Here is a 13,029-nt window from a genome sequence, read left to right as displayed (position 1 = left end):
CTAGGAGTGAAAGGAATCTATTAGAATACGCAAAAGAACCCTCTCCCAAAAGGAAGAGGGTTTTAATCAAGATCCATTTCCATAAATCTCATCGTTTGCCCAGCGTTCTGCCAGTTGTTCTTTTGTGTAAATAATCCGCATCGGGTTGCCGCCGACAAATACGCCTGCCGGCACATCCTTATGAACAAGCGTACCGGCTGAGACGATAGCGCCATCCCCAATTTTCACTCCAGGGAGAATCGTTGTGTTGGCACCAATCATCACTTCATCACCAATGACGACTTCTCCCAATCTGTACTCTTTGATTAAATACTCATGTGCAAGAATGGTTGTATTGTAGCCAATCACGGTGTTTCGGCCAACGCTTATTTTTTCCGGAAACATCACATCAAGCATCACCATTAAGGCAAAGGATGTCTGGTCGCCAATTTTCATTCTTAAAAATGTGCGGTAAAGCCAGTTTTTCAAACCTAATATCGGTGTATATCGAGCAAGCTGAATGACGACAAAGTTTTTCACAACCTTGAGAAATGGCACGGTTTTGTATACATGCCAAAGTGAATTGCCTCCTGTTACAGGATACCTTGTCGTTCTTCTCATTTGTTTTCTGCCTCTAAAATATCCAGTAAGTCTGCCATATTTTCCAGCATATAGTCAGGTTGATAAGTCAAGAGATGGTCTTTGCCTTTCACAGACCATGCAACGGCTGCTGTTTTTGTTCCCGCATTTTTACCGCCTAAAATATCATGATGATTATCTCCCACCATGATGGCCTCTTCAGGCTTTGAATTCAGCTGATCTAATGCTTTCAGCAGCGGCTCTGGATCTGGTTTGGCATTTTCGACATGATCCAATGCTACCACGACATCAAAAAATTGATCGAGATTGGTTAAAACAAGTCCTTTCTTTACAACACTCAAGATCTTTGTTGTTACGATCGCCAGCTTATAGCCTGACTCTTTCAAGGTCCTAACTGTTTCAAAAACACCTTCAAACTCTGTCACGAGCAGATCATGATTGGCAATGTTATAGCTTCTATAGACAGCGATCATTTCGTCTGTTTTTTCAGGATTCAGTTTCTGAAATGTTTCATGCAGAGTCGGCCCTAAGAATGGCAGAACATCTTCACGGCTGTATTTTCCCGGATAATATTGTTCCAATGTATGCAAAAAGGTAGAAATAATTAGTTCATTTGTATTAATCAGTGTTCCATCTAAATCAAATAGAATGGTATTTATCTTAGTGTTCATAGGTTGCTTCCTTTCTTTTTGACAAGTCCGCTTTTCTCCAAAAATACCCTACAGCGAGTGTAAGCACAATGGCGACCCCAAGCCGGATAAGCAAGAGCGGCAGCACGGGGATTCCAAGCGGAATAAAGATCAATGTATCCTCAACAACAGCGTGACACGCAACCAGGAATATAAAGGCAAGGGTGACATCCTTTCTGCTGACGCCATCCTCTTTTACAGCTTGAATCATTACACCTGCACCGAATGCCAGACCAAACAGCAGACCTGCTGCAAGAGTTGTAGATGTGTTCTCTTTCATCCCTAACATTCTTGTCACAGGTGCCATCCATTTTGAAAAGACAGCAAGCCATTTTAAATCCTTTAAAATTTGAATAACAATCATTAGCGGAATAACGATTAATGCCAGCTGAAAAATCCCTAAAGCAGCCTTTTGCAGACCGTCCAGTAAAATGGCGCCCCAGCCGGTTAACTCGGTCTCTGTTTGGGGAATAAACCCATAACGGGCCATTTCCGAGCCGCCCTTCCAAACAAGATTGATAATCAGAGCTGAAAAAAACGCGAGGCCAATCCGGACAGTAAGAATGACCCACAGCTTAACACCAACCTTTAAAGCTACTCCTGATTCAATCAGAAGATTATGTGAAAAGGACAGCATCACAGCAATAATAAATACTTCTTTTACAGTGAGATCCAATGTTAAGATCGCACCGATTCCGGCATATAAATTCAGCAAATTTCCTAATACGATCGGAATCGCCGCATCACCTGATAATCCGATGATATTCATAAGCGGGGTAATCAATGAAATCACCCATGGAAGCACCGGGGTGTATTGCAGCAGTGAAACAATTAATGTGACTGGAAAGATGACCTTTCCTAATGTCCATGTTGTCTTTAAACCAACAAGCAAACCTTTTTGTACAGATTGCAGCATATGATTTTACACACCTTTGTCGAGATAGCGTGCGTTTGCATAGCCTTTAACTCTTCTAAAAATGATGAGCGCAATAGCACCAACGACTAGAGCAGCCGAAAGCAATTGAGCAGCACGCAAGAAATCGGTAACCATTAAACTGTCTGTTCGCATTCCTTCAATAAAGAATCTTCCGATGGAGTACCAAATGACATAGGTTAAGAACAGTTCACCGCGGCGAAGATTTATCCTTCTGAGCAAAATTAAAAGAATAAAGCCAGCAAAATTCCAGAGCGATTCATATAAGAATGTTGGATGATAATAAGTACCATTGATATACATTTGATTCACAATAAAATCAGGCAAATAAAGATTTTCCAAGAACTGACGAGTAACCTCTTCGCCATGTGCTTCCTGGTTCATAAAGTTCCCCCAGCGGCCGATGGCTTGCCCAAGAATGATGCTTGGAGCAGCAATATCAGCGATTTTCCAAAAAGAAACTTTCTTTATTCTTGTAAATATGTACGCTGTAATGACAGCTCCAATGAGGGCTCCGTGAATGGCAATACCGCCATTCCAGATCTTAATAATGTCACCTGGATTTTGTGAATAATAGTCCCATTGAAAAATCACATAATAAATTCTTGCTGAAATAATCGCAATTGGAATCGCCCATAACATTAAGTCGGCGAAGATCTCTTTATCCAATCCGCGGCGGTCAGATTCACGCATTGCGATCACTAACGCAAGGGCAATTCCAATACCAATAATTAAGCCATACCAATTGACCGTGAGCGGCCCTATTTCAAAGGCCACTCGATTAAGCGGTTCTATATTTCGCTCCACTCTGTATTCTCCTCCTCTTATCTGTTCCTGCTTTTTATGTAATGAGACCCTTAACGATCTTCATGGTCTCCATCTTCAATAACATCTGACAGTTTATCCGTAAATTGCTGTGCAGCATTTACCCCCATTTTTTTCAGACGGAAATTCATGGCTGCCACTTCGATAATAACAGCTAAATTTCGGCCTGGCCGAACAGGAACTGTTAACCTTGTCACTTCGGTATCGATAATTTTCATTTTTTCTTCATCGAGCCCTAAACGGTCGTATTGTTTTTTCGGATCCCATATCTCTAAATCCATGACAAGCGATATTTTTTTATAGCTGCGGATCGCACCAGCTCCAAATAAAGTCATGACATTAATGATCCCAAGTCCGCGAATCTCGAGTAAATGTTCAATTAGCTCAGGAGAACTGCCGACAAGTGTATCTTCATCCTCCTGGCGAATTTCCACACAGTCATCCGCAACAAGGCGATGGCCTCTTTTCACAAGCTCCAGGGCCGTTTCACTTTTTCCAACCCCACTTTTTCCAGTGATTAAGACACCTACACCATATATATCAACAAGCACTCCATGAATGGCTGTTGTTGGAGCAAGCTTACTTTCTAAGAAGTTCGTCAGCATACTGGAGAAACGTGTTGTTTTTTGCTTTGTCCGCAATAAAGGAACGGCTTCTTTCTCCGATGCCTCTATCAATTCTTCCGGAATCTCCATTTCTCTCGTTACAATGATTGCCGGTGTAATATCTGAACATAATCGTTCAAGTCTGCCTGCGCGTTCTGATTTATTCAGTTTCTTTGTAAACGTCAGTTCCGTTTTTCCAATCAGCTGAATTCTTTCAGCTGGATAGTAATCAAAAAATCCGGCAAGTTCAATTCCTGGTCTTGAAATATCAGTCGTCGTGATGGGTCTGTTGATGCCTTCCTCACCACTAATTAATTCTAAATTGAATTTTTCAATAACTTCTTTCGTGCGAACCTTTGGCATAAAAACGCCTCCTTTTATCTCGCTAGCCTTTAACACGTTCTTAACGGTTATTATGCATCAATCTATTTTAGCATTTTTTTCACAAGAACCAAATCGCTGAGATTGTTTTTTGGTGTTTTTGCATGCTTTGTTGCCTTAGTAAAGCAGAGAGAGTGATTTCCACTCCATGGTACTCGCTTTCCGCGAGAGTGCAGATCCATAGAGGCAAGAGATTTTAAATACACAAAAACCCGAACCATCAGGCAGATTAATGAAACTCTGCTAGCAGTTCGGGTTTATTATTGGCTGAAATGCCTCGTTTGTTAGTCTTTTGCAAATGTGCTTTGGATGATAATGTTTGCGATGGACATGATGATGCTGACGATAAAGGCGGTTCCGAAGCCTGCCAGTTCAAATGAGCTGCCCATAATGCCATCCGTTATAAGCAGTGTAACCGCATTGATGACAAATAGGAATAATCCAAGTGTGAGAAATGTAATCGGCAGTGTCAGGATAATTAGAATCGGCCTGACCAGAATATTTAGGATTGATAGTACCACACTTGCAATGACTGCCGCTCCAAATCCCGATAAATAAAAGGAATCTCCAAAAAAACCTCCCATCGCGATAAATAGAACTGCATTTATGAGAATTCCTACTAACCATTTCATTCGCTACACCTCTTTTAACAGCATTGCTGCAGACGAAAGCACTTATTCCAGCTGTCTTTTTATATAATTGCGGATTTTTTTACAGATATAGAGCCTGTTTTTGAATCAGCAAGGAGCCTTAATCCGCTGACAGGATCCTTCAATGAGCGAAAGCGCAGATTCTTTTGAATGACTTCGCTCTTCTCTTCTATGACTTCAATGCCATCCAGTTCTACATTGAAGCTGCCCAGATTTGTCTTTAACTCCCCATTTACAGCAGTAAATTCTGGAACAAATAACTCAATATTTCCTGTCGTTACTTTTGCCTCAAGCTGTTCACAGCCTGTTCCTTTTATTGTGCAATGAATATCTCCATGGAAGGTTTGAATGTCTGCCTTTTTGCAGCTTCCTTCAATATGAACCACTCCATTAATCGTTTCGATTTCGAATTCGTCTACTGTACTATTCGAAATATGGATTTGGCCATTAGCTGTTTCAACCTCTGCATATTTCCCCTGCAGACCTGCTACATTAATTTTACCATTTGCTGATTTTGCTTTAAAGCTTTCCGCATATAAGTTTTCACCATCTATCGGACCATTAAACATGCGCACTTTAATGTTTTCATATTGTGATTGAGGAACATAAATGGAAGCTTCAAGCTTCATCCATTTTTGCTGCGCTGAAAAACGGAGCTTCTCTCCTTCAACCGCAAATAGTACGTCTTTTAAGAATTTCTGGCGGGCTTCTTCCTGTGTTTCGACTCGATAAACCTTTGCGTTACACTCGATCCTAACATCCTGCTGCTCCCAAGGAATTAACTTAATTCCCCCGTTTGCTACATCGATGTCTATGTTCTTTAAATATACATTCGAATATTGAAAAATATGCGTAATATCAACGGACTGGCCAAAATTCAGATCAAAATCTGCATCCTTAATTTTCTTTAATGCTGAATCGACAAAATCAATGATTTTCACTTTTGCGCTATTAAACTTTTCATTTAATGGATCTTCTTTTTTCGCTTCTTCAAAATGGACTTTATTGCTTAATTCCGGAAACATGTTCTGTTCTTTCTCTTGTGCTGTTTTGCTTGATTTTTCTAGCTCTTCAAGAAGAATAAGTGCTTCATCAACCTTTAGCTTTCCATCCTCAACCATTTTTAATATACGTTTTCTTTCTTCTTGCATGGGAATCCCTCCATATTTTATAAACTTTTATTCTTTAAATAAGATTCGTGTGGTGTCCACTGCATGTTACTCTCTCTCAGTGCGGAGTCATGTACAATTTTGTTTCAATCACATTATTTCTCTAAAATGAGCTTTTATAAAATACGCTAAGCAGACAACAATCTTCTATATTATTAAACAGTAAAGACTTTAATTCCTTTAATAATATTCCAAATAACTACAATAAAAGATAATAAAAGACTTAGCAGCAGGGCTCCTAGAAAAAAGAACGGAATTTCATTTGCACCTGATGTAAACGTCGGCTCCATGAATACTGCAAAGAGTAAAAGCGGCAATGAGAGAAGCGGAATGATATGTGATATAAACGCTTTTTTGGCATGCTCTTTTACACTTTCGCTGTCTGTTGCAAAAAATAAAATGAGCGGAAAAATAAATCCAGCAAAGAAAATACTAAAATAGCCTAAGGCTGAAAGAATTTTATCGGTATCCATTACATTCATCTCCCTTTATCTCTTTGTACGGCATAAGTTCAAAAAAGTTTCAGTCATTTTCATTTCTATGACATTTTTCCTGTTTTCTACGAGTGACATTCTTAAAAACAGGGTAGGGTAAAAAGGTGTAATGACCTACTGGGACAGGGATCTGAAAGCGATTTATTTCTCGTTGACAAATCTGTATATACAAGTTAGAATGAAACCGTAATCATAATTTGTATATACAAGTTTAGTTTTTTAAGAGGGAAACATTTTGATAAAAAGTTAGGGGGATAAAAAATGAGCAAGTACAGCGAACCTGCTAAACGGCTGTTAGACGAAATCGGAGGAAGCGAAAACATCTCAGCTGTTACCCACTGCGCAACTCGGATGAGATTTGTGCTCGTTGATCCAAAGAAAGCTGATGTTGAAAAAATTGAAGCAATCCCAATTGTAAAAGGTACTTTTACACAAGCTGGTCAGTTCCAAGTTATCGTAGGTAATGAAGTTTCGACATTTTACAATGAGTTTGTGAAAATGGCGGGTGTTAGTGACACTTCGAAAGATGATGCCAAAGTAGCTGCAAAGAAAAATATGAACTTCCTGCAGCGAATGATCGCTCATTTAGCTGATATCTTTACTCCATTAATTCCAGCCCTTGTTGTTGGGGGATTAATCTTAGGTTTCCGTAATATTATTGGTGAAATAAAATTACTTGAAGACGGTACTCTGTCGCTTGTTGAGACATCACAATTTTGGGCAGGCGTGCACTCATTCCTTTGGTTAATTGGTGAAGCAATCTTTCATTTCCTTCCTGTTGGTATTACATGGGCTGTTGCCCGTAAAATGGGAGCATCCCAAATTCTCGGTATTGTGCTGGGGATTACGCTAGTATCTCCGCAGCTTCTTAATGCTTACGGTGTGGCAGGTGCAGAAACCGGGGATATACCTGTATGGGATTTCGGTTTTGCCCAAATTGAAATGATCGGTTATCAGGCTCAGGTCATTCCTGCGATCCTAGCAGGACTTCTTTTCTCCGTATTGGAAATTAACTTAAGAAAAGTAATACCAAATGCTATTTCAATGATTGTTGTGCCATTTTTATCATTAGTGCCGACTGTGTTACTTGCACATATCGTGTTAGGACCTATCGGCTGGCAGATTGGTACCTTTATTTCAGATGTCGTATACGCGGGATTAACATCCGCATTTGGCTGGCTGTTTGCTGCATTGTTTGGATTTGTTTATGCACCATTAGTTATTACAGGCTTGCATCATATGACAAATGCAATCGACCTTCAGCTAATGAGTGTGTTAGATGGTACACCATTATGGCCGATGATTGCACTATCTAATATTGCACAAGGTTCTGCTGTATTGGCAATGATCTATATTAACCGTAAAAACAAGGAAGAAAGACAGGTTTCCGTTCCAGCAGCGATCTCTTGTTATCTAGGTGTTACTGAACCTGCTATGTTCGGTATTAACTTAAAATACGGCTTCCCGTTCTTAGCGGCGATGATTGGTTCCATGGTAGCTGCAGTAATTTCCGTTGGAAGCGGCGTAATGGCAAATTCGATTGGTGTCGGCGGATTGCCTGGAATTCTTTCCATCCAGCCTGTACACATGGTGATGTTTGCAGTAGGAATGGTTGTCGCAATTGTTATTCCATTCCTGTTAACGGTCGTTTTCTCGAAAATGAACTTTGGAAAAATCCCTTTCCAAAAGAGAGCATAAGAAAGAAAAGTTTTGGCGGTTAACCCTAAAACCCAAACATATAAAAAATCAGCTAGGCTCTTATCGCCTAGCTGATTTTTTTATGCATTCGCTGCACTCGCTTCTTTTTCTTGTATTTCTTTTTTCATTCTCTCCCGATCACGTTCGAGGATTGGCTTTAAATATTTGCCTGTATAGGAACCAGGTGCTTCTGCTACTTTTTCCGGCGTTCCGGCAGCAACAATTGTACCGCCTTTGTCCCCGCCTTCTGGTCCGAGGTCAATGATATAATCAGTTGCTTTAATAACATCAAGATTGTGTTCAATGACTAAAACAGTGTCGCCATTTTCCACAAGACGCTGCAGGACGACTAGCAATCTGGAAATATCATCAACATGCAAACCTGTTGTTGGTTCATCTAAAATATAAAGAGATCTTCCCGTTGAGCGGCGATGCAGTTCCGATGCAAGCTTGACACGCTGTGCTTCCCCTCCTGAAAGGGTTGTTGCCGGCTGGCCAAGTTTGACGTACCCTAAGCCGACATCAAAAATGGTTTGCAGTTTCCTGCTGATTTTCGGAATATTTTCAAAGAATTCTAATGCATTTTCCACTGTCATATCAAGAATATCTGCAATGTTTTTGCCTTTATATGTGACTTCCAGCGTTTCACGGTTATATCGTTTGCCGTGGCACACTTCACATGGTACATACACATCAGGCAGGAAATGCATCTCAATTTTAATAATTCCATCTCCACGGCATGCTTCACAACGGCCGCCTTTGACATTGAAACTGAAGCGGCCCTTTTTATATCCGCGCACTTTCGCTTCATTTGTCGAAGCAAAAACATCACGAATATCATCAAAAACGCCCGTATAAGTGGCTGGATTGGACCTTGGTGTCCGGCCGATTGGCGACTGATCAATATCAATAACCTTATCCAAATATTCAACACCATTAATTTCTTTATGCTCACCAGGTTTGCTTTTCGCATTGTGAAGCTTCTGAGCAAGACTCTTATGAAGAATTTCATTGATCAGTGTACTTTTGCCTGACCCTGAAACCCCAGTAACAGCCACAAATGAGCCGAGTGGAAACTTAAAGTTTACGTTATTAAGGTTATTCGCCTTCGCACCCTTTACCTCAATGTATCTTCCATCATTTTTTCGTCTTTCAGCAGGCAGCGGTATGAACTTTTTTCCTGCTAGATATTGACCTGTCAGTGAATTGGGATCATCCATGACTTCTTGCGGTGTGCCGGCTGAGACAATTTGACCGCCGTGAACGCCAGCACCAGGGCCAACATCGATTAAATAGTCGGCCGCCATCATTGTATCCTCATCATGCTCCACAACAATCAGCGTATTCCCAATGTCACGCATATTTTTTAAGGTTTCAATTAGACGATCATTATCGCGCTGATGCAGGCCAATCGATGGCTCGTCCAATATATAAAGAACCCCTGTCAGTCTCGAGCCGATTTGAGTAGCGAGACGAATCCGCTGAGCTTCTCCGCCCGATAATGTTCCGGCCGCTCTGCTGAGTGTCAGGTAGTCTAGTCCAACATTGATTAAAAAGCCAATACGCTCTTTGATTTCTCTTAAAATCAAGTTAGCGATTGCCATCTCTTTTTCTGTTAAAGTGAGATGTTCAATGAAATGGTAGGCTTCTTGAATGGAGAGAGCCGTTACCTTTCCGACATGTTCCCCATTAATTAAGACAGCCAGGCTCTCAGGTTTTAGACGATAGCCTTGACATGAAGGACATGAATGCTGAGCCATATACTTTTCCATCTGCTCCCGGATGAAATCGGAGCTTGTTTCTTTGTAGCGGCGCTCAATATTGGGAATGACTCCTTCAAAATTGACATAGCCTTCACGGATTTGTCCGAAATCATTTTCATAGCGGAAATAGATTTTATCTTTCCCAGAACCATATAAAACCCGTTCAAGCTGATCTTTCGGCAAATCTTTTACAGGAATGCCCATATCAATTCCATAATGATTGCACACTGCTTCTAGAAGCTGCGGATAGTATTGTGAGCTTGTTGGCTCCCAAGGGGCAATTGCCCCTTTATTTAAAGGAAGATCCCAATTCGGAATGACAAGTTCTGGATCGACCTCAAGCTTAGATCCTAACCCATCACATTTCGGACAAGCACCAAAGGGACTGTTAAAGGAAAACATTCGAGGCTCAAGTTCGTCGATCGAGAAGCCGCAATGCGGACAAGCGTGGTTTTCACTGAAAAGCAATTCCTCTTCCCCAATGACATCTACAAGTACTTTCCCTGAACCAAGCTTTAAAGCAGTCTCCATTGAATCCGTTAAGCGGGCTGTTACGCCATCCTTCACCACGATTCGGTCAATCACAACTTCAATCGAGTGCTTTTTGTTCTTTTCAAGCTCGATCTCTTCCCCAAGGTCGCGCATTTCACCGTCAACACGAACACGGACAAATCCTTGTTTTTTCACTTCTTCTAAAATTTTTACATGTGTTCCTTTTCTTCCAGATACAAGTGGCGCCAAAACTTGGAGCTTCGTTCTCTCCGGATACTCCATAATGCGGTCAACCATCTGTTCAATGGTTTGCGAAGAAATTTCGATTCCGTGGATGGGACATGTCGGTCGGCCAACACGAGCGAACAGAAGCCGCAAGTAATCGTAAATTTCTGTAACTGTTCCGACCGTTGAACGCGGGTTTCGGCTAGTCGTTTTCTGATCAATTGAGATCGCTGGTGATAAACCATCAATCGCATCGACATCTGGTTTATCCATTTGCCCTAAAAATTGACGGGCATAAGCAGACAGCGACTCTACATAGCGGCGCTGTCCTTCTGCATAGATCGTATCAAAGGCGAGCGACGACTTTCCGGATCCTGAAAGTCCTGTTAAGACAACAAGCTTATCTCGCGGGATGGTGACATCAATATTTTTCAAATTATGTGCTCGGGCACCTTTTACAATCAGTTTATCCATTGCCATAGGGTCATCATCCTTCCGCCTTTAGTTCAAGTATTAGATCGCGAAGTTCAGCTGCACGCTCGAAATTGAGGTTCTTTGCTGCATCCTTCATCTCTTTCTCCATTTCGCTTAACAGCTTGTCGCGTTCTTTTTTGTTCATTTTGCCAAGCTTTGCCGGTGCATTATATTCTTCTGTTTCCTCTGCCGCATGTGTTGCTCGAATGACATCACGGATATCCTTCTGGATCGTCTGCGGAGTGATACCATGCTTTTCGTTGTATTCTTCCTGTATAGAACGGCGGCGCTTCGTTTCGTTTATGGCTATATCCATTGATTTCGTGATTTTATCAGCATACATAATAACATGGCCTGCTGAATTTCTCGCTGCACGGCCAATCGTTTGAATCAAAGATCTTTCTGAACGAAGGAAGCCTTCTTTGTCTGCATCTAAAATTGTCACTAATGATACTTCCGGAATATCCAATCCTTCTCTTAGGAGGTTGATACCTACAAGAACGTCGTATTTCCCTAGGCGAAGTTCACGAATAATCTCAATCCGTTCAAGGGTTTTTATTTCAGAATGCAGATACTGTACTTTAATGCCGATTTCCTTTAAATAATCAGTAAGGTCTTCTGACATTTTTTTCGTCAGCGTTGTGATTAAGACACGTTCATTGCGCTCGACTCGTTCATGAATCTCACCGATCAGATCATCAATCTGTCCTTCAATCGGACGGATATCAATTGTAGGATCGAGCAATCCGGTTGGACGGATAATCTGTTCAATCATCTCCGGTGTATGCTCCATTTCATATGGTCCAGGAGTTGCCGATACGTACACAATTTGACTGATATGCTCTTCAAATTCAGGGAAAGTCAATGGTCTGTTGTCCATCGCTGAAGGCAGACGGAAGCCATGCTCAACCAGAACGTTTTTACGGGCCTGGTCACCATTAAACATCCCGCGCACTTGAGGAATGGTTACATGAGATTCATCGACAACCAGAAGGAAATCCTTCGGGAAGTAATCGATTAATGTATATGGTGTTGAGCCTGGGGGCCTTAAAGTCAGATGACGGGAATAATTTTCAATTCCTGAGCAAAAGCCCATTTCTCTCATCATTTCTAAGTCATAACGAGTTCTCTGCTCGAGTCGCTGCGCTTCAAGCAAACGGTCATCTTCTCTTAAGACTTTTAGGCGCTCTTCCAGTTCTTTTTCAATATTCTCAATGGCTACGCGCATTTTTTCTTCACGCGTTACGAAGTGAGATGCCGGGAAGATGGCAACATGCTCGCGTTCACCGATAATTTCGCCAGTTAGCGCATCCACTTCACGAATCCGGTCAATCTCATCGCCAAAGAATTCAACGCGAATGCAATGTTCATCCTTTGATGCCGGGAAAATCTCAACTACGTCACCGCGCACGCGGAATGTACCGCGCTTAAAGTCAATATCATTGCGTTCGTACTGGATATCCACTAATCGATGAAGAAGCTGGTTTCTTTCGATTTCCATTCCTGTTCGCAAAGACAAAACAAGCTCCCTATACTCTTCCGGGGAACCTAAGCCATATATACATGATACACTCGCAATAATAATGACATCCTGTCTTTCAAAAAGGGATGAGGTTGCAGAGTGCCGAAGTTTATCTATTTCATCATTTATACTTGCATCTTTTTCAATAAATGTATCTGTTTGCGGAACATATGCTTCCGGCTGATAATAGTCATAATAGCTGACAAAATATTCTACCGCGTTATTCGGGAAAAAGTCTTTAAATTCGCTGTAAAGCTGTCCTGCTAATGTTTTATTATGAGCGATGACAAGCGTCGGTTTATTTACTTCTTTAATGACGTTTGAAATCGTAAATGTCTTTCCTGTACCTGTTGCTCCAAGCAGTGTTTGATGTTTCTTGCCAGCACGGATTCCTTCAACGATCTTTTGAATGGCTGCTGGCTGGTCTCCCTGTGGAGAATACTTGGATACTAATTCAAATTGGTCCTTCACTCAAAATCCTCCCGTTCAAATCCGTAATTGAAATCAGCTACTGTACAAATGCACATAC

General features: G+C 41.3%; 11 protein-coding genes. 1 reads left to right on the top strand and 10 read right to left on the bottom strand.

All coding sequences use genetic code 11. From position 1 onward, the window contains the following. Nucleotides 1–66: 66 nt before the first annotated feature. From F7732_RS11725 to F7732_RS11690, 8 genes are all read right to left on the bottom strand, one after another. Nucleotides 67–600, bottom strand: a complete 534-nt coding sequence (locus F7732_RS11725) for an acyltransferase (protein ID WP_151574043.1) — start codon at nt 598–600, stop codon at nt 67–69. Beyond that, the gene (gene ppaX / locus F7732_RS11720) at nt 597–1,250 is read right to left on the bottom strand and encodes a pyrophosphatase PpaX (protein WP_151574042.1); all 654 of its coding nucleotides are present in this window, start codon (nt 1,248–1,250) and stop codon (nt 597–599) included. Before ppaX ends, F7732_RS11725 begins: the two co-directional genes overlap by 4 nt. Further along, nucleotides 1,240–2,184 carry a nucleoside recognition domain-containing protein gene (locus F7732_RS11715; protein WP_151574041.1) on the bottom strand — a complete coding sequence of 315 codons (945 nt, stop codon included), beginning with the start codon at nt 2,182–2,184 and terminating at the stop codon, nt 1,240–1,242. The genes ppaX and F7732_RS11715 overlap by 11 nt, the downstream gene beginning before the upstream one ends. 6 nt (nt 2,185–2,190) lie before the next feature. Further along, nucleotides 2,191–3,009 (bottom strand): prolipoprotein diacylglyceryl transferase, encoded by an 819-nt coding sequence (lgt, locus tag F7732_RS11710; protein WP_151574040.1) that lies wholly within the window; start codon nt 3,007–3,009, stop codon nt 2,191–2,193. A 50-nt stretch (nt 3,010–3,059) separates the two neighbouring features. Beyond that, the gene (gene hprK / locus F7732_RS11705) at nt 3,060–3,995 is read right to left on the bottom strand and encodes an HPr(Ser) kinase/phosphatase (RefSeq protein ID WP_151574039.1); all 936 of its coding nucleotides are present in this window, start codon (nt 3,993–3,995) and stop codon (nt 3,060–3,062) included. A gap of 302 nt (nt 3,996–4,297) precedes the next feature. After that, complete coding sequence (locus F7732_RS11700; RefSeq protein ID WP_151574038.1) at nt 4,298–4,645, bottom strand: phage holin family protein; 348 nt, start codon at nt 4,643–4,645, stop codon at nt 4,298–4,300. A gap of 59 nt (nt 4,646–4,704) precedes the next feature. Continuing rightward, on the bottom strand, nt 4,705–5,814 hold the full coding sequence (locus F7732_RS11695) for a DUF4097 family beta strand repeat-containing protein (RefSeq protein ID WP_151574037.1): 1,110 nt from the start codon (nt 5,812–5,814) through the stop codon (nt 4,705–4,707). Between the two features lie 173 nt (nt 5,815–5,987). Next, on the bottom strand, nt 5,988–6,305 hold the full coding sequence (locus F7732_RS11690; protein ID WP_151574036.1) for a magnetosome magnetite crystal formation protein family: 318 nt from the start codon (nt 6,303–6,305) through the stop codon (nt 5,988–5,990). Nucleotides 6,306–6,587: 282 nt separating this feature from the next. Here F7732_RS11690 and treP point away from each other — a divergent pair, with 282 nt between their 5' ends. Further along, nucleotides 6,588–8,024 (top strand): PTS system trehalose-specific EIIBC component, encoded by a 1,437-nt coding sequence (gene treP, locus F7732_RS11685; RefSeq protein WP_151574035.1) that lies wholly within the window; start codon nt 6,588–6,590, stop codon nt 8,022–8,024. 80 nt (nt 8,025–8,104) lie between these two features. Here treP and uvrA read toward each other — a convergent pair whose 3' ends face one another. Further along, on the bottom strand, nt 8,105–10,984 hold the full coding sequence (uvrA, locus tag F7732_RS11680) for an excinuclease ABC subunit UvrA (protein ID WP_151574034.1): 2,880 nt from the start codon (nt 10,982–10,984) through the stop codon (nt 8,105–8,107). A 7-nt stretch (nt 10,985–10,991) separates the two neighbouring features. Beyond that, nucleotides 10,992–12,971 (bottom strand): excinuclease ABC subunit UvrB, encoded by a 1,980-nt coding sequence (uvrB, locus tag F7732_RS11675; protein ID WP_151574033.1) that lies wholly within the window; start codon nt 12,969–12,971, stop codon nt 10,992–10,994. Nucleotides 12,972–13,029 lie beyond the last annotated feature (58 nt).

The organism is Bacillus mesophilum, from assembly GCF_008923265.1.
GTDB classification, from domain to species: domain Bacteria; phylum Bacillota; class Bacilli; order Bacillales; family Cytobacillaceae; genus Cytobacillus; species Cytobacillus mesophilum.
This window is presented reverse-complemented; position numbering and strand designations above follow the sequence as displayed.

What these genes read in the sequence shown, in the direction of transcription:
- uvrA (WP_151574034.1), bottom strand. Translation starts at nt 10,984, where the DNA reads ATGGCAATGGATAAACTGATTGTAAAAGGTGCCCGAGCACATAATTTG.
- F7732_RS11715 (WP_151574041.1), bottom strand. Translation starts at nt 2,184, where the DNA reads ATGCTGCAATCTGTACAAAAAGGTTTGCTTGTTGGTTTAAAGACAACA.
- ppaX (WP_151574042.1), bottom strand. Translation starts at nt 1,250, where the DNA reads ATGAACACTAAGATAAATACCATTCTATTTGATTTAGATGGAACACTG.
- F7732_RS11690 (WP_151574036.1), bottom strand. Translation starts at nt 6,305, where the DNA reads ATGGATACCGATAAAATTCTTTCAGCCTTAGGCTATTTTAGTATTTTC.
- F7732_RS11725 (WP_151574043.1), bottom strand. Translation starts at nt 600, where the DNA reads ATGAGAAGAACGACAAGGTATCCTGTAACAGGAGGCAATTCACTTTGG.
- treP (WP_151574035.1), top strand. Translation starts at nt 6,588, where the DNA reads ATGAGCAAGTACAGCGAACCTGCTAAACGGCTGTTAGACGAAATCGGA.
- F7732_RS11700 (WP_151574038.1), bottom strand. Translation starts at nt 4,645, where the DNA reads ATGAAATGGTTAGTAGGAATTCTCATAAATGCAGTTCTATTTATCGCG.
- hprK (WP_151574039.1), bottom strand. Translation starts at nt 3,995, where the DNA reads ATGCCAAAGGTTCGCACGAAAGAAGTTATTGAAAAATTCAATTTAGAA.
- F7732_RS11695 (WP_151574037.1), bottom strand. Translation starts at nt 5,814, where the DNA reads ATGCAAGAAGAAAGAAAACGTATATTAAAAATGGTTGAGGATGGAAAG.